This window comes from Elusimicrobiota bacterium (assembly GCA_026388075.1).
In the GTDB taxonomy this organism is placed as follows: Bacteria; Elusimicrobiota; Endomicrobiia; order Endomicrobiales; family JAPLKN01; genus JAPLKN01.
The window spans coordinates 14,336-37,248 of the sequence record JAPLKN010000063.1; the positions used below are offsets into that span (position 1 = coordinate 14,336).

Sequence of the window (22,913 nt, forward strand, 5' to 3'; positions counted from 1 at the left end):
AATGAAAATAATTCGCTCGCCTCAAGAAATGCGATCCATTGCTTCAAAAATTAAACGTAACGGAAAAAAAATCGGGCTTGTTCCAACAATGGGAGCTTTGCATGAAGGGCATCTTTCTTTAATTAAAAGAGCTCTAAAAGAAAATAATATTGTTGTTGTATCTATTTTCGTAAATCCAAAACAATTCGGCCCAAAAGAAGATTATATTCTTTATCCAAGACCTTTTAAAAAAGATATCAAAGTTTGTGAAAAAATCGGAGCGGATTATGTTTTTTCGCCTAAGCCTATAGCGATGTATCCAAAAAGTCACCTGACATTTGTAAATGTTGAAAAGCTTTCCGAGGTTCTTTGCGGAAAATCCCGTCCGGGACATTTCCGAGGGGTAGCGACTATTGTTGCCAAACTTTTTAATATTATTCAGCCCGATAAAGCATATTTTGGCATGAAAGATTACCAGCAGCTTAAGATAATTGAACAAATGGCAAAAGATTTGGATTTTCCAGTAAAAATTGTTTCTTGTCCGATAATTAGAGAAAAGTCCGGGCTTGCCCTTTCAAGCCGAAATCAATATCTATCCATCAGCCAGCATAATGACAGTCCTATGATTTATCAATCTTTACAATCTGCCCGTGATTTGATAAAATCCAAAAAAGCAAAAAACGCAGAAAAAATAACTAAAATATTGAAAAAAAACTTATTGAAAATTCCCGATTCAAAAATTGACTATATTAGTATTTTGAATGCTAAAAACATGGGACCCTTAAATTTGATAAAGCCACCTATAGTTATCGCAGTTGCCGTTTGGGTCGGCAAAACTCGTTTAATTGACAATATAGTGATAGAAAAATATTCTTAAATTGATTTTATGGAAAAGATATCCCATATAACGGGATCAGGGAGGTTTTAATGAAGCCAGTTTTTCGCAGGACGCATTACATTATCAAACCGCTGCTCCAATGGAAATATTTTTTTATTTCTCTTTTGTTAGTAGTTGTGACTGCGCTGATTGTATATTACGTTTTTTGGCTTGCACTCGTGACATCTCCAGGGCTTGAAAATTTGAGTTCCGGAGACTGGAGAGCTCTAGCCAGCGCTTATAATTCCGGATTTATTTGGGTAGTGATAACACTAGCTCTTTCCGCAGGAATTGCGAGCATATTTTTGTTTCATAAATTAATTGGGCCTATTTACGTTTTTGAAAGGGCATTGAAGTTCCTGAAATTGGGAGATCTCAGAACCTCAGTTCATACTCGCAAAAGAGACGAATTAAAAGGAATGGCCAGTGATATGCAGGCGATGATAGAAAACATCAGGCAAGCAGTCCAAGATGATCGCAGCAAAGTGGAAGAAATTAAGAAAAAAATTGATATCGGGGATTACGATGAAGCTAAAGAACTGCTTTCTAAAGTAACCAGCTGGTATACTTTAGACTAGTACTAAAGAATCCCTGATTCTCAGTTAATTCCAATTAATTTTTGTAATAACGAACGGATTCAATTTTAAATCTTAAATAAATTCCGCCAACGGATTTTTACCCGCCAAAAATTGAAACCCTGAACCAAGGTTTGGGGACGAGCTTGATAAAATTTGAAAAAGATTTAATGAAATCAAAAAGAGTTCTGAAGCCGTGACTGCCGAAGGGCGGGGATTTCATATTACCGAAGGAGCCAAAGGTTCCTGCCGGAAGTATTGAACCCAGATTTTTCAACAGAAAAATCTGCACGCCGCGGCGGGCCGCACCATTGAAAAATGCTGAAAAATGAAGCACTTTAAAAGAGTGTCAGCTGGAAACCCCTGCAAACATTTAATTGAACAAGTTATAAATGGTGCGGGGTTAACCCAGCTCGTCGGTGACAGGCTGTCCCTTCAGGACAAATTTTGCAATCTGTCGCAAAATTTGGGTTGAACCTTTTTATGATTAAAACTGATTATCTGGTTATTGGAAGCGGTATAGCGGGACTCTCTCTTGCAATTAAGGCCGGTCAAATAGGTTCCGTTGCGCTTGTGACTAAAAGAAATATTACTGACAGCTCTACTGAGAAAGCCCAGGGCGGAATCGCTTCAGTATGGGCTAAAGATGATTCATTTAAATCGCATATTCAAGATACTTTAATTGCCGGAGCTGGGCTTTGTAAAGAAGAAATAGTTAATAAAGTTGTTTCGGAAGGGCCCCAGAGGTTAAAAGAACTTATTGATTGGGGTGTTAAGTTTGACCGAAAAAATAAAAATGAATATGATCTTACCTTGGAAGCAGGCCATTCTCACCGAAGAATATTTCACTCCGGGGATACAACCGGCAGTGAAATAGAAAATACCCTTTCAAGAAAAATCAAAAAAACAAAAAATGTAAAAATATTTGAAAATCATATTGCCATTGATCTTATTACAACCGGGAAAATTGAAAGAAAGTCCGGGCTTGAAAAAGATATTTGCTGGGGCGCATACGTTTTAGATATTCCAAAAAATAAAATTGAGACTTTTCTTGCTAAGGTTGTCATTTTGGCAACGGGCGGGGCTGGAAAGGTTTATGTTTATACCTCAAATCCCGATATCTCAACGGGGGACGGCATAGCAATGGCTTATCGTGCCGGCGCTGAAATATCAAATCTTGAATTCGTGCAATTTCACCCGACCTGTCTTTATAATCCTCAGGCAAAATCTTTTCTTGTTTCAGAAACGCTTCGCGGTGAAGGAGCAATTCTTAAATTAAAAAACGGCAAAACCTTTATGGAAAAATATCATCCCTTAAAAGAACTGGCTCCCAGAGATATCGTTGCGCGGGCAATTGACAACGAGCTAAAGATGAGAGGGGACGATTTTGTTTACCTTGATATTACTCATAAAAGCGAAAAATATCTGAAAGAACGATTCCCGAATATTTATAGCGAATGTCTCAAATATGGAATCAATATAGCCAAAGATTATATACCTATAGTTCCTGCAGCTCATTATTTCTGCGGAGGAGTAGTAACTAACGAGTACGGTGAAACCTCGATTAAGAATCTTTATGCAATCGGAGAAACTGCCTGCACCGGCCTGCACGGGGCAAATCGTCTTGCTTCAAATTCTCTGTTAGAAGCTGTTGTTTATGCAGAAAGTACTTTTCAAAAAACTAAAGATAAAATTAATGAAGATGTTGAATTTCCTTCCATACCAATTTGGGATTCCGGCAAAGCCAGAGACAGCGATGAATCCGTCGTTGTTAAACATAACTGGGAAGAAATCCGCAATTTTATGTGGAATTATGTCGGGATAGTGCGCAGTGAAAAAAGACTAAACAGGGCAAAAAGAAGAATTGAAATGCTGCAAAAAGAAATAAGCGAATATTATTGGGATTTTATAATCACGAGCGATCTTATTGAGTTAAGAAATATTGCTATTGTCGCTGAACTTATTATTCACTGCGCTCTTTCAAGAAAAGAAAGCCGCGGGTTGCATTATACGATTGATTATCCGGATACGCTCCCTGAGGCAAGAGATACGATTTTTTCAAGAGCAGATCTAGAAAAAAACATATGAAACTTTTTCATAAATTTCTTATTGCGTTATTAGTAATTTCCATAGTTCCGCTTGCGGTTTATAGTTTTATTACTCTAAATTCTACGGGAGAAACTCTTAAAAAAATAATAAATGAAAATAATATTAATTTATCCATAAATATTGTCCGTGAAGTTAACGAATTTTTTTCAATAATTAAAAGCAAAACATATTTTGCAAAAGAAATAGAACGTAACAAGAGCATGGCAGATCATATAATATTTAAAGAAATTAACGAGGGGGAAATAGTTTCGGGAGTTCTATTATTAGACTCAAAATTAAATACCGTGACAGGATGGGGATTAAACAGGGAAAATTTAAACGAAGAAATAATCAATAGAACATTATCAACCGGCAAATGTGAGGTGACCCCGATTTTAAGAACGGAATCAGAAGATATGTTTATTGATGCGGCTTATAATGTTTCAAAAAAGTCAAAAGAGACTCTTTATATACGCTATAATCCCGGATATTTAATAAAAAAAGTTAAACCGTATCTAAAAGGAACAGGAAAGCCTTTAGGCAGAAAAAATGTATTCATAATAGATCCTTCAAGCGGAACAATATCAGTTTATACTAAAACATTTTTAAGGATCCCTGCGGATAAATTAAATAGATACGCAAAACTGAATCAGAACGAGGTATTTATAGAAGAAGGAAATTTAAATATTGTGCAGAAAATATCCGAACCCGGGTGGATGACCTTATTTCAGGAACCGGTTTCATCAGCTTATTTTCCCGTAAAACAGTTGTGGATAATTTCTGCAATATTAATCCTGGCGACATCGGGCTTTGCTTTATTAGTCGCATTTTTGCTGGCAAATAACTTATATAAACCGCTTAAAATTCTTGTAGAAGGAATGGAAAAAGTTTCCGAAGGAAATCTTGATTATCAGCTTAAAATACTTTCCAATGACGAATTGTCTAAATCTGTATCCATATTCAATTCTATGACCGCAAAACTTAAAAAACTGCAGAATGATATGCGCGCCAAAGAACGATTATCGGCGATGGGCCAAATGGCGAATGTATTAGGTCATGAGATTCGCAATCTTTTAGGGGCAATAGTTAATGCTTTGTACATAATCAAGCACTATTCAAGTAAAGAAACTCAGCAAAGCGAAATAATTAAATATGTTGAAATAATTGAAAAAGAAATTAAATCCATGGAGAAAATAATAAATAATATGCTTGATTTTTCAAGAACCAGGTCTCCCATTCTTGAAAAAATTAATATTGCGGAATTTCTTGATGATATTCTCAAAAATTTTAATATGCCGGAAAACATAACCCTGGATTTTGAAAAAAAGCAATTCCCGGAAATTACACTAGATTTAGATATTGAAGAAATAAAACAAGTCATAAGAAATATTTTGAATAATTCAATTGAAAGCATGGAAGCAAAAGAAAAAGGTGTTTTGAAAATACGCTTATTAAGGACAGTCCTTGAAAAATACGGGGAATCCGTCCCTGCAATTCGTCTGGAAATTACTGACACCGGCAATGGGGTTCCGCCTGAAAATATAAGCAAGATTTTTGAACCATTCTTTTCAACTAAATCAAAAGGAACGGGACTTGGCCTTTCGGTTGTAAAAAAAATTATAGAAGAACGGCATGGGGGAAAAGTTGAAGTAAAAAGCGGAATAAACGAAGGAACAACTTTTATAATTATTTTACCAATAAATTCGGATAAAAATGAATAAATAAAAAGAGCCCTCCCGCTCCAAAGGAGCTGGCGAGGCCGCGCCCAAAGGGCGGGGAGAAAAAAATGAAAACTCAAGGTGAAAAAAGAAAAAAGGTGTTCATGTCTGGCAAAGAACTGTCTATTTTAAGAAATCTATTTATTAAAATCTTAATTCCTTTTGTTGCAGTTATTGTTATAAGTTCGCTTCTTCTTTTTTTGGGACTTCAGTTCCTCATTCAAAAGGCAAATTTCTGCAACTATGGAATAGCTCCCGCAACTGTTTTGTTCAGTGTTTCTCAGTTTATATTAATTTATGTAGTTATTTTTATTGTGAATATTTTATTATTGCTTTCGTTAAGCGGGATAATTTTTTACTTCATGGTGCATGATCTTGTATTTCCGATAATGAGAATAACCGAAGAATTGAAATCCGCAGGGGATAAAGCAATTCAGGTTAGGAAAACTGACATGTTTGTGCAGCCGCTGGTAAGACTTATAAATAAATTAAGAGAAAAATAAAAAATAAGTTGGGAAAATTGATATGGAGAAATATTCTATAAGTTTCTTAATAGGAATGGCATTGCTTATACTAAACCCTGTTATCGGCTGGGGAGCAGTTATTTTCGCTGTTTATTTGTATAAAAAAAGCAAAAACAAAATATATTTATTAATCGGGACCATTACTTACATTTTATCCTGGGGCATGCTGTTTTTAGGAAGCATATTAGCAGGTCGGCAGGGATTCAAACTTCTAAAAACTTTTGTAAAAGAAAACATATTATTAACTTCTTTGGCGGCTATTATAATCTTAGTAATTTACTTATTGAATCAAAAAAGAAAAAATAAAACAGGCAATGAAATTCATCAAAATTAAAAATATCACTCTTAGAAAAATAGGTTATTGGGGTAAAAAATTTGGACTACCGGTCTATCTTATCGGGGGATCGGTAAGGGATATATTGATAGAGAAAAAAAGTCTTGACTTTGATATTGCTGTTGAAGGGAATCCGGTTCGGCTAGTTAGAAAAATAGCGGACATTCTTAAAGCTGAAATAAAATCTCATTCTAGATTCAAAACATTTGTTGTTGAGCTTCCAAACGGTCATCACATTGATTTTGCAACAACAAGAAAAGAAAAATATCCTTTGCCGGGCCAGCTGCCGATTGTTAAACGAAGCAATTTAAAAGAAGATATTTTAAGGCGGGATTTTACAATAAATGCGCTCGCCGTTTCGTTAAATCATAAAGATTTCGGCAGGGTTATAGATTTTTGCGGTGGTCTTGACGACCTTAAAAAAAGAGTCTTAAAAGTTTTGCATCCGTTAAGTTTTCGTGATGATCCTACCAGAATCTTAAGGCTTGCTAAATTTGCTTCAAGAGGATTTAAAATAGAAAAAAAGACTGAAAAGCTAATTTTTAAACATAAAGCCTTCATGTCTAAGGTTTCGGACGAAAGAATATCAAAAGAAATTATTGAAATTTTTAGCGAAAGAAAATCTTCAAAAGCGTTAAAATACTTCAAGAAATGGAATCTCTTCAATGTCATCTTTCCTGGAGTAGAATTTTCAAAAATTATAAACAAAATTGATAAACCTAAAACTATTGAGCAAAAACTCATAATTCTAACAGACGGGATGAATAAGTTTAGGCTAAAAATATTTTTAGAAAAATTTAAGCTTAGCCGAAAAATTAAGAAAAGTATTGAAAAAAGAATGAAAAATGAGGCAAAACCAATTCTGAACGGAAACGACCTAATTAAGATGGGATACAGCCCCGGCCCTTTATTTAAAAGCATATTTGAAGCCCTAAATAAACATAAATCTCCCAACCGACGAAAAGCCTGCCAATTTGTGTTTGACAATTTTCCTCAAAAAATATAAAATCAATACTTAGACTTACTAAATCAATAAAAAATTTAAAATTTCAATAATTTCTTAATTATTTTTTCCTTCCGGTGGGCTAAGATTTTGGCGCCCATGTATGTTTAAGGGTTATACTTAATATAAGTATCTTTAATAATAAAAGGATTTTTTCAGTTCTTGTAAAATTTGTTCTAAATAATTTAATATTGGATATTTGTTTTTTATGGATCTATTAATTCAGTTACCGGTACTTTTATTTTCAATTATTATTCACGAATATGCTCACGGCTGGGTAGCTGAGAAATATGGCGATGATACTGCGCGGGTTATGGGAAGATTGACATTTAATCCGATTCCGCACATTGATTTAGTCGGAACTATACTTCTGCCTGCCTTGGCGCTTCTTACCGGGGCTCCCGTTTTTGGCTGGGCTAAACCCGTACCCGTAAATCCCAATAGACTCAAAACTCCCTTAAAAGACATGGTATGGATTTCTTTTGCAGGCCCTATTGCTAATTTTATTTTTGCTTTAGTAGCGTCTTTAGGACTGTGGTTTATAAAAACTTATCATTTTTTTGGCAATGAATTAACTATCACATTTTTTGAACTTTTCAGGCTGATATTGGTTATCAATATAATTTTGGCAATATTTAATCTTATTCCGATCCCTCCTTTAGACGGAAGTAAGGTTTTACTGGGGCTTCTTCCTGCAAGACTTGCATATGAATATGCTAAAATTGAACCGTTTGGTTTTATCATAATTTTAGTCCTGCTTGCTTCCGGCTTATTTTGGATGATTTTGGGGCCGATTATCGGGTTTTTGATTCGGCTATTGACCGGCGGGACAGGGATTTTTTGAGTTTATGAAAAAGAAACGTATTTTATCGGGAATGAGACCTTCTGGAAAACTTCATCTTGGACATTTGTTCGGGGCATTAAACAATTGGGCAAAATTACAGGATGAATATGAATGTTTTTACATGGTAGCTGACTGGCACGCGCTTACAACCGACTATGCTGATACTTCGGAAATTCTAAAAAATACCAAAGAGATGGTTATTGACTGGCTTTGCGCCGGGCTTGATCCCAAAAAAAGCGTTTTATTTAAACAGTCTGAAATTTTAGAACATTCAGAACTTTTTACGCTTCTTTCCATGATTACTCCTTTAGGTTGGCTTTTCAGATGTCCCACGTACAAGGAGCAATTGAAAGAAATTACCTGCGATAAGAAGCAAAGTACAGCAGATGTTTACTGATCCTCAAAAAATTAGAGCAAACGATCCGGGACATCCCGAGGGCTGCGTTGTTTACGCTTTTCAGGAAATTTACAACAAGGATGTTAAAACGCTGAAAACTGACTGTCAACAAGGTAAGATCGGATGCGTTGCCTGCAAAAAAAATCTTTCACAATTATTAATTGACGGCCTTGCTTCTTTGAGAGAAAAAAGAAAAGAGATTGAAAACAATAAAAATCTTGTAGATGATATTTTAAGTGACGGGAAAAAAAGAGCAAAAGAAGTGGCTGAAAAAACAATGGAAGAAGTAAGGAAAGCGATAAAACTTCTATGAACGAAATACAATACGATGTTCATTTAGAAATATTTGAGGGCCCATTTGACCTGCTATTGTACTTGATCAAAAAAAATGATCTTGAGATATCTGAAATTCCTATTGCTAAAATTACCGAAGAATACTTAAATTATCTTGAAGCGATGAAAACATTGAACCTTGAAGTTGCAGGAGAGTTTCTGGTTATGGCTTCTACGCTGATGCAGATCAAGGCAAGAATGCTTCTTCCTTCGGCCGAACTGGAGGAAGTTGAAGGCCCGCTGGGCGAACTAAAGGCAAGGCTTTTAGAATATCAGAAGTTTAAAGAAGCGGCTAAGTTTTTATCTTTCAAAGAAAATGAGTATTCTCAAATTTACTACAGGCCGGCCCCTGTCTTTGAAAAAGATGATTTTGTCCTGGAAGTATCTTTATTTGATTTGGTGGGAAGTTTCAGAGAGGTTTTAAAAGAACTTCCCGAAAATATTAAAGAAATTGTTTACAAGGAAATCCCGATAGAAGAAAAAATAAGGGAAATTCTTGACCTTTTTGAAGGTAAAAAATTTCTTTCAGTTAAACAAATCTTCAAAACTCAAAGCTCAAGGCAGGCTTTAATAGTAAGTTTTCTTGCGATATTGGAGCTTATTCGGCTCAAACAGATTATTGCAAAGCAGTCTAAACTTTTTGATGAAATAAGAATCTACCGCGTAACTGAAATGGCGGTTGAAAATACAAAAGAAGATTTATCGCAAGGTAAAACCATAACAAAAAGCGACGAATAAACTGGCCCTGCATTTTAATAAATTTACGAATAAATTAGCACAGAGGAAAATTATGGAAAATAATGAAATCAAAAAAATCATAGAAGTTTTGCTTTTTGCTTCTGACCAGCCGATTAGCGCAAGCACATTTAAAAACGTTTTAGGAGATCTTATTAAAGATTTTGATATTAAGGGGATTATAAAGGAAATAGAAGAAGAATATAAAGCAAAAAACAGCCCTTTTGAGATACGTTATATTGCGGGAGGCTGGCAGTTTTCAACTAAAAAAGAGTTCGGCCCCTGGATAAAAAAATTATTCAAAGCCCGTACAACTTTACGGCTTTCAAACTCTGCCCTTGAAACACTTTCTATAATAGCGTATAAACAGCCCATTACCCGTTCTGATATAGAAGAAATAAGAGGCGTGGAATCATCCGGGGTATTAGATACCTTGCTGGAAAGAAAACTTATCAGAATTGTCGGACGCAAAGAAGTGCTGGGAAGGCCTCTGCTATACGGGACTACACAGGAATTCTTGCGGCACTTCGGCTTAAGTCATTTAAGCGAACTGCCTTCCTTGGAAGAGTTCATCAAGCAGGAAAGCGAAGAATCCCGGGAATCAGAAAATCAGAGTGCTCAGGAACTTCCTTTTGAAAATACTTCTGAAGAAGCTGAACATAAAGAAGAAACTAAAACTCCCGTTTCTTCAAATGATTTGGCGGAGGAATTAGTAAAAGAAAAAGACGATTCTGTTTTGAATTAAATTAATCTATCGATGAAAAATCTTCTTTCTCTTTCAACAGCTTATTTAATTAAAAAGTCTAAATCTTGGCAAAATTTGATTAGGGAGGCTAAGCTTCTAAATTTCCAAAACATTGAACTCAGTGTTGAAATACCCGAGTTATGGATGAAAGAAATTGAACTTAGTGTTTCAAACAACGAGATAGGCATTTCAAGTCTTCACAATTATTGTCCCGCGCTTATCGGACTGCCAAAGAACAGAACTATATATTCGGGATATCTTTTGACTTCTGATGATGAAAATGAAAGAAAACTGGCTCTTGAATATACTCTCAAAACAATTGAATGGGCTCAGAGATTAAATGCAAAAGCGGTTGTAATACATGCGGGAGAAATTGAAACTAATCCTTCAGGAAAAGAATTCTTCAAATATATAAAACAATTAGGATATAAGGAAAAACAAGATAGCCGTTATTTTGAGCCAATACAAATTAGCAGGAAAATTAATTCTGCTAAATATTTAGACAGACTGATGAAAGGGCTGGATAAAATACTATCTTTTGCTCAAGATAAAAATATAGAAATAGGCCTTGAAAATAGATTTTATTTTAACGAAATACCTAATATTGAAGAAACAGCAAAAATTTTTGAGACTTTTCCTGATGCGCCGCTGGGTTACTGGCATGATACCGGGCATGCGGAAGTTTTTGTAAGAATTGGGCTGGTTAAAAACCATCTGGAATATATTAAACCGTTCAGTGAAAAGCTAATCGGCGTTCATTTGCATGATATTAAGGGTTTAGAAGACCATTATGCTCCGGGTAGCGGGGATTTTGATTTTTCAATCTTAAAGCCTTATTTGGCCGAGAAGGTTTTAAGAGTAATTGAGGCCCATACGCATTCAAGTTCAGACGAAGTAAAGAGAAGTATAATTTACTTGGAAAATGCCGGGTTGTTGTCATAAGTAGAAAGTTTTTGAGTTTAGTTTATTAAAAATTTATAACGAAAAATTAAGTTTGTTTCAGAGCGGCAAAAAAAATGTCAACAGTAAATAATAACAAACAATTGTTTATTAACGATCAATATCTAACCATAAAAAAGATCGGGCAGGGCGGTTTTGGCACTGTCTGGAAAGCTTACGATTTTTCATTGCGAAATTTCGTCACCATTAAAGAACTTTTAAAAGATTTTACTGAACCCAAATATATTGAGATGTTTTATAAAGAAGCGCTAATAGCTAAAAATATTATTCATGATAACATTGTCAGGGTTCAGCATTTCTGGAAGGGAACAAACGATTCATATTATATCGTTATGGATTATGTAAGCGGAGACGATCTGGAAAATATCCTTAGCAAATGCAAGGAAATTAATATAAGGCTTCCATGGGAAATCGCAGTTCATATAACCGGAAATATTTTAAAAGCCATAGATTTTGCAAATCGCGGGGCAAAGGATCCTATTACGGGAAGGCCTTTCGGAATCGTATACAGGGATCTTTCTCCGGGAAATGTGCTTATTTCATTTGAAGGCAACATTAAACTAAGCGATTTCGGAATTGCAAAGACTGCGGATGACATAAGCTGCAGGATTAAACGAAGAATAGTTACGGGAAAATATGCCTATATGTCGCCGGAACAGATAGAGTGCGACCCTGAAATAGATCATCGTTCAGACATTTTTTCCGTAGGTATAGTCTTGTATGAAATGCTTTCAGGAAAACCGTTATTTAAAGGCACAAATGAAGAAATAAAAGCCCAGGTTCTTGAAACTAAATTTGATTCTAAATTGTTAAATAATTTGAATTTGTCCGACGATCTTGTTGAAATTGTTGGGAAAGCCCTTGAAAAAAAGAAGGGAAACAGGTATGAAAAAGCCCTGGAAATGTTCAGGGACATGAGAAGGCTATCAAAACTTAAAGAAACAGAAGAATTAACTCTGGAATTATCAAGTTTTCTAACTAAAATAATGCCTGAACGTTATAACTCTGAGAAAGAATCAATCAAATTTGTGAAACAGCTCAATATTCAGGATATCAAAAGCGATATTAACATTGAAAAATTCTTCTGCAAAGATTTTATTATGGGGGAACTTCACAGGGAAGAACAAGAGGATTTTGAAAAAATAAAAGAAATTTCAGAATCAGAAGACAAAGAAATTAATCTGAGTTATGAGCCGGAATTTGAAACAAAGGCTGAAGAGAAAGGAAAAACAGTTTTTGAGGAAGTGGGGGATTGGTTCATAAACAAATTCATAACCTACAAAAAAATGATTATACGCGGTATAATCGCATTTTTTGTAGCTTTAATAATTTTTGGCGTAGCAGATACTTTCTTTCAAATCACAACTTTTGGAAAATATGTTTTTTCATACCTTTATCCTCCCGATATAATAATAACCACGGTACCCAGCGGGGCAAAAGTAAGCATGAGAACCCGCGAGGGCAAAATTATAGTGTCAGATCAGGATTCAACGCTTCCGGTAAAATTGAGAAAGATATTGCCGCGCACATACATAATCACTGCAGAGAAAAAAGGCTTTAAACCGACCGAAAGAGTAATAAAGATTGAAGAGCCGACAAAGAGCGCAAAGAAGAAAAAACTTCAAAAAATTGAAATGTTTTTTGATTTTATGCTTCGTGTGCGTTCGGATATTGAAGGCGCCGATATATTTATCGACGGGAATAAGGTAGGCGTTTCAACATGGACAGGGACTATTACATCAGGGGAACATACAGTAAAACTAACTGCTCCGGGTTTTGAAGATCTGGGCTCTGTGGCTAAAGAAACAAAAGAAGGGCAGTGCAGTATAGATTTTACAAAAGCAGCACTTCCGGAAATTTTTGCAAATGCGGATCCAAAATTTTGGAAATATGAAATGACGTCTATTGGCGAAGATACTGTTTTTGTGCTTTCCGGCAGCATGGTAAAAAAAGTTACAATTAATACTGTTCCACAAAGGATGATTCTGCACATAAAAAATGAAAGTAAAGATAGAGGAAAAACGCCAATAGTTGTCGCTTTAAAATCAGGCGAATACTTGCTGCGTTTTATGGATCCGGAAGGAAAATATGCTGAAGCCACGGCAACGCTTTTAGTCGGAAAAGGAAGTTCCGAAAGCATGAGGATTTTTTTAAGGAGATGGGTCACTGTTAAAATTAAAACCAAAGGACTCTCAAATGAACCTTTTGCTACAAATGTTATTATCAAGGGTTCTAAAGTGGATATAAAGGGCGAAGTTTCCACAACAAAACCTTTCAGAATTGCTCTTTATCCCGGCACATATAAGTTTCTTTTCGAAGGAAATGCGGAATATGATTCATTTGAAACCAAAGAAATTGATATTAATGATGAAAGCACAATAGTTGCCGAGATGCAATATAAAAAAGTGATGGTAAGGATTGTCGTTAAAGACAGTGATGCCAGAGATCCTATACCTGATGCATCTATTTGGACAAAAGATAAACTTCTGGGACAAACGGACAAAGATGGGGTCTGGGAAGGCCTTGTAGAATACGGGATGAGCACTCTTGGAATTGTTGCTACAAATTATCTCGGAACAACAATAGTTGAAGAAATAAAGCCGAACGAGAAAAAAGTAATTGAAGTTTATCTGGTTCCGGATACAAAAATACCTGTTAGTGCAATACCAGAACCGAATAAGATCGCAGAGCTGAAAAATTCTCTAGAAGAAGTAAGCGCTACAGTCGGCAATGCGGTTGGCGCAACGGTAGGCATAACTACCGGAAAAAATGTTCCGGAAGCTATAAGCAAAAATGTCGTTACCGGCGTTTCAAAAAGCACTGAAACGGCAAAATCCGGCCAAAAAGAAATTACTATTTATTGTTCTAATTGCGGCACATCCTATAATATTACACCCGGTAAGAAATTAAGGTTTTGCACAAATTGCGGAAAACCTTTACGATACTAAATAGAGGTCTGTAAAGTGCATATCAAAATAAAAAATAAACGCTGTTTTATTCCTATAATTGTAATTATGGTTTACTTTGCGTGCACTATAAACATTTTTGCGCAATCTAAGAAGGACATTTCGGATCCTGTGCTTCAGGAAATTTTATCTTTTTTTTATACCAGAATGCCTCGTTTTATTGACCAGCACGGACCCAATTTGTTCGTAGCGGACGGCCCTTTAACCAGAGGAAAGTTTATAAGCGCTTTGTATGAATATGATAAATCTTTGAAATTTGCGGCTAAAGCAGAAATTGACGAAATGAAAGAAAAATTAGCTCTGCTTGAAAAAACTAGTCAAACATCTAATTATCGCTATGACATCAATAAGATTATCACTGATATTCAGCCGGGAATGCCCCTGCTTCTGGATAAAACTCTTAATACTTCAAAAGTATTTTCTGATTTTAAAAATGAAATATCAAAAAAGCTTCCTAGCATGCCTACTACTCAAGAAAATATCAACAAAACATTGGTAGAGAATCAGAACGATCTTTTAGGAAGGATTGAAAAAGTGGAAGAAGCAGTCGCTAAAACTGAGCCTGCGCCATCTATAGATCTGATAAAAATTGAAAAAAGAATTAACGCTCTTGAAAAAATAAAAATATCTCAAGAGACTAATGAAGAAACGCTGGCTAAAAGGGTGGAAAATCTTGAAAATCAAATTGGCAAAAGTACGAAATCTGAAGGTAAAAGTTTAAATTTTGATGAAATAAATAAACGCATTTTATCGCTTGAAAGCTTTCTAAACAAAAATACCGGCTATTCTAATTCTGACTTGTCTAAGCTTGAAGAAAGGATTAGTGCTCTAGAAAGAAATCCCGGGTCTTTCAAGGCTTCAAAATCGGAAAATTTATCGGCATTGGAAGATAGGTTGGCTGAACTTGAAGGAAAAATTGAAAGCGCTGAAAGAACATCTTTGAGTCAATCAAGTTTATCTGAAAATATAGCTGTTCTATCAAAAAAAATAGAAAAGCTTGAAATGAATCTGGGCCAGAAATCTTCTTTGACTATGGATTTAGCGAAAATTGAAAAAAGGACAGAAAGGCTTGAAAACATGCCAGCAGATAAAGGTCTTTCAAGCGATTCGCTAAATGATCTTACAAAAAGGATAGGAGTACTTGAGACCTTGGCGGACCAGAATAAATTATTAGAAGGAAAACTTTCCAGACTTGAGAATAAAATAAATTCATTAAGTGCCCCGGCATCTAGCGAATCTATGACTGTCACAAATATTTCTAGCAGGGAGATAGCGGAATTAAACAAAAGAATTGACGCTGTCGAAAAAGTAGTTCCAATATATAATAAATTTGAAAAGGAAATTTCCCGAATTGATAATAAAATATCTAGCGTGGAAAGAATATCGTCGTTAGGAAATCTTTCAGCAAGTGAAGATCTAGCCGAGCTGAGTAAAAGGCTTGATGAGATTGAAAAATCTATTAATTCAATTAAAAATACTAGAAAACCATAAAAGGATTTTAATAATATTTAGGAGAAACAATGCCGCGTCTTTTGATTAAGAAAAGAGCAGAAATTACAGCTGAATATAAGATTAATAATCTTAGAATAATAAATATCGGCAGTATAAGAGCCAACGATGTGTTCCTGCCTGACAAAAACATTTCTGAAAATCACTGCACTATAACCAAAGTCAGTGATACCTATGAAATAAAAGATAATAACACGCTTACCGGGACAACTTTGAATAAAAAATCTATTACGATATCGGAATTAAAATACAATGACGAAATAGGAATAGGGAATTATACGATTATATTTCTTAAAGATGCGCTAAACATAATGCGTGAAATAGAAGAAGAAGATTATTCATTAGATGAGTCAAAAGGGAAAAATTATTTTCTTTTGTGTATATACGGAAGATTTGAAGGGAAAAAATATCATATAAAAAATTCCGGTACATTCATAGGGCGCGAAAAAATCTCCCCGAAGGGTATTGAAAATGATGTAATTCTGGCCGGTGACATGACCGTTTCTAAAGGTCATGCAAAAATTGTGCTCAGAGAAAATTTATATTTTTTGAAAGATATTGGAAGCACTGGCGGAGTGGCGATAAATGGTAAAAAAGTAGGACAACTTAATGAAATTCAAATTAGAAATGGGGATGAGATTGCTATTGGCAGGACGATATTCAGATTTGCTGAAGACGGGAATGATGATTATTCGCTTCCGAAAAATCATGAAATATTCCTTTTAAAAGCCAGAGGGCCGTTCATAAGGTTTATAGTAGTCAGCTCGCTTATTATCTCATTTATGTTGGGATATTCGGGCATAGTAGGAATAAAAATTAGCCAGTCAACTGTTAGAAAAATATCTTTTGATCTTGAAACTGCTTGGAATCCTTCAGGAAATCCTTTGCGGAATTTGCCGAAAGAATATGATATTTCAGGTTCAATGGCTATAGGAGACTTAAATAGCGATGGTACAAATGATATCGTGTTTTTGAGTCCTTCGGGATTTCTTTATGCCTGGGACGGGAAAAAAGGCAATCAAATATTTAAGCCGGTTGAAATATACAATTCAGGCAAGTCGTCTCCGGTTCTTTATGATATGAATAATGACGGAATTTTAGATATCGTAGTTGTTTCGGATACTTCCCTTTTGTATTTAATTGACGGTAAAAGCGGAGGAATTATCAGGAAAGAAGTTTTAGGGGGAGCAATTTCTGAATTATCTCCGGCAATTGCCGACCTAGACGGGGATGGAAAACAAGATGTTGTTGTTTGTGCTGAAGACGGTATGGTTCATTTCATATATGACCCTGGTTTTGATGCGGATTTCCAAAAATATACTGAATTCGTTGAAGGCCCGATTTATGCTTCTCCTGTTATTCTTTCTACAGATAAAATATCTCCGCTGGTTGTTGTTTGCTGTTATAACAGCAAAGTTTTTTTCTTTGACGGAAAAAATAGATCAAAAAAAACAGTAGATATTGTAGAAAAAACCGGCAAAGTTCATTTATTGTCTTCCCCGCCGGCTGTGGGTGATTTAAACGGAGATGAAATTCCCGAAGTTGTAGTTCTGTCAAATACGCCTCAATATGTATCGGCAATAGATATAACCAGTTTTGGAGTTAACTGGACATATTTTGTTGAGCCGGTACCTCCCTCGGGAATTAAACATAATTCTCCTCCGGTAATAGCAGATATTAACGGTAACGGAACTAGCTATGTTGTGTTTGTTTCTCCTAACGGTTATTTATATGCTCTTAAAGGAAAAACAGGTTATCCTGCCGGAGAACTGCTGTACAAAACAAAAATTCCAGACGGAGGAAGACTTATCGGAGGATTGTCGTTATATGATTTTTATAAAAATGGTTCGGTTGGTGTGGCTTTTGGCACTGAAGAAGGTGATGTGGTTATAGCCCGAAGCCAGCCTCATGCAAGGGATTGGGAAATTGCGACGGCAATAAAGATCAGCAATGATCCTATAACTTCTACTCTAATGATTGGCGATATTAACGGAGACAGCAAGATAGAAATTCTTTGCAGTAATTTCGCTAATTCAATTCAGATGCTTAAAAGCAATTTAAGAACATTTAAAAATAAGTTAATATGGCCGGTATATTTGGGAGGGCCCTTAAGAACAGGTTCTTCGGATTTAAGAGAAAATAAAACACCTTATATAATTAAATTATGTTTAGGTGTTTTAATTTTTCTTGCTTTAATGATTCTATATTTTATTCATAGGAATAAACAATATTCTAAAAGGTATAGGACTTTTTATTTGTGAAAATTGAACATTATGAAAAAACCGACGTAGGAAGATTAAGATCCGATAACCAAGACAGTCTTGGTGTATTTGAATCTGAAAATCTTTTTGTCGTGTGTGACGGTATGGGCGGAGGCGCGGCAGGGGATTTTGCCAGCCAGCTAGCCGTAGAAATAGTAATCAAGTCGTTCAAACTGTTGGATGTTAATGATATAAAGGGTATTTTAGGCAAAAGCATACAATCTGATTCTCCTGAAGCGTTGAAGCCGATGGCAGCTATCAGGCTTGCCAACCGGGCTTTAAAAAATTATTCGGATAAATTTCCCAGACTTTCAGGAATGGGAACAACAGTATCTTCAATATTATTTGATAATAAAAAAGATGTCGTTCATATCTACAATGTCGGAGACAGCAGAGTTTATAGAATAAGAAGCGGAAGAATAGAGCTGCTGACAAAAGACCATACAAAAGTCAACGAACTAGTTGAATCGGGCAAAATGAGCCAACAGGAAGTAAAAAATGCTGAAATACAAAGCATGCTTACCCGTGCTCTTGGAACTCAAAGTACGGTTAAGATTGACTACAGACAGGAAAAAATTAAACCCAATGACTGTTATCTACTTTGCAGTGACGGCCTTAACGGCGAACTTGAGGATTTTACAATACGTGATATAGTTTCAATTAACAAAGACAATGCCGAAAGTGTGGTAAACGAATTAATTCACGCTGCGAATAATTCCGGAGGAAAAGATAATGTTACGGTTGTTTTTGTTAAGACGGATTTTGAAACTGCTTCAAAAGAGAATCTTGGAACTGAAAAATTGGCAAAAATTGTTACGATAAATGAAGAAGCTCAGGCTGAATCCATTTCAGAAGACAAGGTATTGAAGAAAATTCTGCCAAAAATCAGTGTTAAAGTACCTGAACTGGCAAAAGAAAAAAATATTTTAAAAAGCCCTGTATATATAGGAACCATTATTGCTGTTCTTCTATTAAGTTTTACAGCCTTTTTAATAAATTCTAATAAAAGTGTTTATAATAAAGCGCTGATGGATTTAACTGGAAAAGTATCCGGTGTAAGCATGGAAATAAGAAGCCCTTCAAAAGCACAGCTGGACCTTTTCCAGAAATCAAATGATAATGTCTATAAGCTTCAGCTTATTCAGGACTGGCTAAAGAACAAGGGGGCAAATACTATTCCTTTAGGGGACGTTTATGTTTCTGTCAAAGGAAAAGACGGGGCGGAAGAATTTAACGGAATTTCGGGAATAAATCCCCTGGAAATAGATCTTCCCAAAGGAAATCACAAGATTATCGTTAAATATCCGGGATATAAGATTATTTCCGAGAAAATGGAACTTAAGGACAGTATAGATGTTTCTCTTGAATACGGAGATTCTTTGAAACCGTTGATTTTATTTATTGTTCCTGAAAAAATACACAGGAGGAAAACCTAGTTGGTTTCTAACGATATTAAGGTATTGATCATAGACGACGATCAGCAGTTATTGGATACAACAACTGTTATATTGAGGCTAAATGGTTTTTTGGCTTATTCAGCTAACACAGGAAAACAGGGGCTTAAAAAAGCAAATGAAATAAAACCCGATATAGTCATTTTGGATGTATGGCTTCCCGATGTTGACGGCTTTCATGTTTATCTTCAACTGAAAGAAAGGCCTGATACGGCGAATATTCCGGTTATTTTTATTACCGGGGATGAAACTTTAGATATTGAAAAAGGCTTTTCTGTCGGCGGGGATGACTGCATAGTTAAGCCGATAGATCCCGAATATCTTGCAACGAGGATTTTAAAATTAGTAAATAAAGAAAAAAAAATTATTACGCCTACTCAAGCACCCAAAAAAAGGGTTCTTATTGTAGACGACGATCGCCAGATATGCGATATGCTCAAGAATTTGCTTATTCGAAAAGACTATGAAGCTGATATTCTTTATGAAGGAATAAATGTTTTAAACGTTGCAAAAGAAAGAAAACCTGATATAATACTCTTAGATATCTCTTTTCCGTCAGGGCCGAGCGGTATAGAAATCTGCGGTATTCTAAAAAGTAATTCGGAAACTAGAGATATACCGATAATTATGATGACCGCAAATGAGGATATACAATCCGTTGATAAATGTTTTGAGCTGGGCGCGGAAGATTACATATTTAAACCTTTCAGTTTGGAAGATTTATTATTAAGGATAAAAAAATATCAATTGGCAAGGAGGACTTAATGTATTTTTATTATGGCCTTAAATTTTGCATAGAGATTGTCAGTTTTGCTTTCGGAACTTCTACAAAACAATTTTTCATTCGGCTTTCAAGAAAAGCTTTTTATTTAGCTTTAGTTTTTTTTATAGGGCAAGGGCTTCTATTTTCTTCATCAGGAATTACGTCCGGAGAAATTTCAACAATTAATCCTGATCCTCATACTTCTTCCATGGGTTCAAGTATTCTTGCAAGCTATTATTCTCCCAGTTCAATTTTTGTAAATCCTGCTGGCATGGCTCAGTTTTATCAGCCTAAGTTTTCTTTTTCAAACGTACAGCTGACTGATGATATTAATTATAAGTTTGCAGGTTTTGTATTGCCGACAGAAAACGGGAATTTCAGCGGCGGAGTATCCCTTTTATCATACGGAAATATCCAAGGCTATGATACAAACGGCATTTCCTATGATATACCGACTTCGGAAGACATGCTTTTTGTTCTAAATTTCGCATTTCCTTTAAAAAGAATTATTCCAGTTGAAAAAAATTACGGAAGTGTGGGCGTGAATTTAAAAGTTATAAATAGTTCTATTGCCGGCTATTCGGCGAATGCAGTTGCTTTTGATTTAGGCTGCATTTTCGGAATTTATGAGCCGATGGGACTAAGCGGAAGTTTTGTATTTAAAAATTTGGGGAAATCCTTGAATTATTATAAAAAAGAAGCCGTGCTTCCCACTGCATTTGATATAGGAATGAAGTACGAAAATCCTGATATTAGAAATTTTACCGGTGTAGCAACAATTTCTAGAACCACAAACGACGAATTGCTTACCTATGCCTGCGGAGCAAGTATTTCACCGATATATCCGTTAAGCGTAAGAATCGGCTGGCAGGAGACGACGGATTCCTTGAACTCGGGTTTGCGCGGGGGGCTTGGCCTTGATTTCGGAAATGTGAGCATAAATTATTCGGCTGAACCATTGAAAAATTTCTCGATGATTCAAAAAATAGGAATTGATATCGCTTTTAACAATATAGTTAACCCGAGTATAGCCTATGACTATTATCTCAACAAAAATTTTGAACTGGCCCGTGAAAAATATCTTAAGGGGGACTATGTGGACTCCCGTCAAAGATTTGAAGAAATACTTTCATTATATCCGAATCATCAGCCTTCAAAGGATTATCTGGCAAAGATAGCTCAAAATCTTGAAAAAGTTGAGCAGAAAACTCAAGTAAAAATAAGCAGATACTTGTCCAAAGCGCGGTTAGCCACGTATGATAATAATTTGCTAAAAGCGTTGAAATACTATAACTATGTACTTGGTATAGACCCTGTTAACGCTCAGGCAATTGAAGGAAAGAAAAATATTGAAGAAAGTAGGCAAAAGCTTGACCGTGGAAAAACTAGAAAGAAAAACGAAAGCAAAATTATTGAACTTTGGTCTCAGGCCAAGGAACTCTACGATAAATCGGATTATGTTTCTGCAAAAGATAAAATTAATGAACTCTTAATATTAGACCCGGATAATGAAGAAGCAAAGAAATATTCAAAAGAAATCAATGCTAAGCTTGAGAAAATATCTAACGTTCAGATTGAGGAAATTTATCTTAAAGGAGTTTTATTGTATAGCGAAGAAAAATACGCGGAAGCTCTGAAATATTTTGATTCGGCAATATTGGCAAGCCCTAACAGGCAGGATGCCGTCAATTACCGAAATTTGTGCATTAAAAAGCTCAAAGAAAAACAAATAAAAGAAAAGGCTGAAAAGTCTTCTGATAAAGATACTAAAATTAAGCAGGAAATAGATGCTCAATACCAGACAGCTTTGAAACTTTATAATTCCGGCAAATTTTCGGAAGCCATGAAAGCATTTAGCGACATTCAAAAGACTTCCGAAGACTATTCCCTGAATCAGTATTCGGAAAACTCAAGAATATATATTTTTAAAATCAAAAGCACTATGGCTGAGAATAATTTCAAAACGGCACAGGACTATGCGCGCAAAGGAAATTTAGAAGCGGCATATGAAGAATATAAAAAGTCGCTTGAAAATAATCCTGAATTTTCTTCTGCAAGAATTGAATATGACAAAGTTTCTGAATTGTTATCAAAAAGATACTACGAAGAAGGAACCAAAGAATTTTCTAAGGGGAATCAGGTGAAAGCAAAAGAATATTTTCAGAAATCACTTCGCTATAAAAGCGATAACGTTGAATCACAAAGAGCTTTGGATAGAATTAAATAGAAATGTAAAAATAATATTCGGAGGGAACACTTATGAAAAAGTTATTGGTAATTTCGTTAGCGGTTTTTTTGTTCATCGGATGCGCAAAAAAAACTTTAGTAAGAACCGGACAACAGGAATCTGCTGCTGTTACAGCGACGGCTACGCAGGAAATGGAGCAAGAGCCTTCGGTTCGTTTCTCGGATTGGGAGAAAATTCCTGAAATGCAGATCGGATACTTTGATTTTGACAAATCAGAATTGACTGAGGCCGCCAGAAATGCTCTCAAGAAAAATGCGGAGTATATGAAAAATAATACGGATTTGACATTTTTAGTTGAAGGACACTGTGATGAAAGAGGCACGGTAGAATATAACCTTGCATTAGGTCAAAGAAGGGCTCTTTCGGTTCGGGAATATTACGCTAAATTAGGAGTTCCTCTTACGAATATCGGCACAATATCCTATGGTTCTGAAAAACCCGCGGTTTTAGGATCAAGTGAGGAATCCTGGGCAAAAAACAGGCGCACGGAAACGAGAGTAAGGAACAGGAAACAAAATAATGAATAAAAATATAATTCTTATTCCATTTTTTATTTTAGTCGGATTTATTTTTTCCGGATGTTTTGCCACTTCAGGTGAA

General features: G+C 35.5%; 18 protein-coding genes and 1 pseudogene. All 19 read left to right on the plus strand.

What is annotated here, in order from left to right:
• Position 1: 1 nt before the first annotated feature.
• Complete coding sequence (panC, locus tag NT145_03490) at positions 2-856, plus strand: pantoate--beta-alanine ligase (protein MCX5781756.1); 855 nt, start codon at positions 2-4, stop codon at positions 854-856.
• 50 nt (positions 857-906) lie between these two features.
• Positions 907-1,434 carry a hypothetical protein gene (locus NT145_03495; protein ID MCX5781757.1) on the plus strand — a complete coding sequence of 176 codons (528 nt, stop codon included), beginning with the start codon at positions 907-909 and terminating at the stop codon, positions 1,432-1,434.
• A 480-nt stretch (positions 1,435-1,914) separates the two neighbouring features.
• Positions 1,915-3,519, plus strand: coding sequence for an L-aspartate oxidase (gene nadB, locus NT145_03500; GenBank protein MCX5781758.1), 1,605 nt, complete (start codon positions 1,915-1,917; stop codon positions 3,517-3,519).
• Positions 3,516-5,240, plus strand: a complete 1,725-nt coding sequence (locus NT145_03505) for an ATP-binding protein (protein MCX5781759.1) — start codon at positions 3,516-3,518, stop codon at positions 5,238-5,240. Before nadB ends, NT145_03505 begins: the two co-directional genes overlap by 4 nt.
• 65 nt (positions 5,241-5,305) lie before the next feature.
• Complete coding sequence (locus NT145_03510; GenBank protein MCX5781760.1) at positions 5,306-5,740, plus strand: hypothetical protein; 435 nt, start codon at positions 5,306-5,308, stop codon at positions 5,738-5,740.
• Between the two features lie 22 nt (positions 5,741-5,762).
• Complete coding sequence (locus tag NT145_03515) at positions 5,763-6,095, plus strand: hypothetical protein (GenBank protein ID MCX5781761.1); 333 nt, start codon at positions 5,763-5,765, stop codon at positions 6,093-6,095.
• On the plus strand, positions 6,076-7,101 hold the full coding sequence (locus NT145_03520; GenBank protein MCX5781762.1) for a hypothetical protein: 1,026 nt from the start codon (positions 6,076-6,078) through the stop codon (positions 7,099-7,101). The genes NT145_03515 and NT145_03520 overlap by 20 nt, the downstream gene beginning before the upstream one ends.
• A gap of 205 nt (positions 7,102-7,306) precedes the next feature.
• On the plus strand, positions 7,307-7,942 hold the full coding sequence (locus NT145_03525; GenBank protein ID MCX5781763.1) for a site-2 protease family protein: 636 nt from the start codon (positions 7,307-7,309) through the stop codon (positions 7,940-7,942).
• Positions 7,943-7,946: 4 nt separating this feature from the next.
• Positions 7,947-8,652: pseudogene (locus NT145_03530) on the plus strand (hypothetical protein).
• The gene (locus NT145_03535) at positions 8,649-9,410 is read left to right on the plus strand and encodes a segregation/condensation protein A (GenBank protein MCX5781764.1); all 762 of its coding nucleotides are present in this window, start codon (positions 8,649-8,651) and stop codon (positions 9,408-9,410) included. Before NT145_03530 ends, NT145_03535 begins: the two are co-directional and overlap by 4 nt.
• Before the next feature lie 52 nt (positions 9,411-9,462).
• A complete protein-coding gene (gene scpB / locus NT145_03540) occupies positions 9,463-10,152 on the plus strand; it encodes an SMC-Scp complex subunit ScpB (GenBank protein MCX5781765.1) in 690 nt (229 codons plus the stop codon).
• A 12-nt stretch (positions 10,153-10,164) separates the two neighbouring features.
• On the plus strand, positions 10,165-11,094 hold the full coding sequence (locus NT145_03545) for a TIM barrel protein (GenBank protein ID MCX5781766.1): 930 nt from the start codon (positions 10,165-10,167) through the stop codon (positions 11,092-11,094).
• A gap of 74 nt (positions 11,095-11,168) precedes the next feature.
• On the plus strand, positions 11,169-14,060 hold the full coding sequence (locus NT145_03550; GenBank protein MCX5781767.1) for a protein kinase: 2,892 nt from the start codon (positions 11,169-11,171) through the stop codon (positions 14,058-14,060).
• A 15-nt stretch (positions 14,061-14,075) separates the two neighbouring features.
• A complete protein-coding gene (locus NT145_03555) occupies positions 14,076-15,569 on the plus strand; it encodes a hypothetical protein (GenBank protein ID MCX5781768.1) in 1,494 nt (497 codons plus the stop codon).
• Positions 15,570-15,598: 29 nt separating this feature from the next.
• Positions 15,599-17,848, plus strand: coding sequence for an FHA domain-containing protein (locus tag NT145_03560; protein ID MCX5781769.1), 2,250 nt, complete (start codon positions 15,599-15,601; stop codon positions 17,846-17,848).
• A complete protein-coding gene (locus tag NT145_03565; GenBank protein ID MCX5781770.1) occupies positions 17,845-19,284 on the plus strand; it encodes a protein phosphatase 2C domain-containing protein in 1,440 nt (479 codons plus the stop codon). The genes NT145_03560 and NT145_03565 overlap by 4 nt, the downstream gene beginning before the upstream one ends.
• A complete protein-coding gene (locus tag NT145_03570) occupies positions 19,285-20,067 on the plus strand; it encodes a response regulator (GenBank protein MCX5781771.1) in 783 nt (260 codons plus the stop codon).
• Positions 20,067-22,292, plus strand: coding sequence for a hypothetical protein (locus NT145_03575; GenBank protein MCX5781772.1), 2,226 nt, complete (start codon positions 20,067-20,069; stop codon positions 22,290-22,292). Before NT145_03570 ends, NT145_03575 begins: the two co-directional genes overlap by 1 nt.
• A 32-nt stretch (positions 22,293-22,324) precedes the next feature.
• Entirely contained in the window at positions 22,325-22,840 is a 516-nt protein-coding gene (gene pal, locus NT145_03580) for a peptidoglycan-associated lipoprotein Pal (protein MCX5781773.1), read from the plus strand.
• The last annotated feature ends 73 nt before the right edge of the window (positions 22,841-22,913 follow it).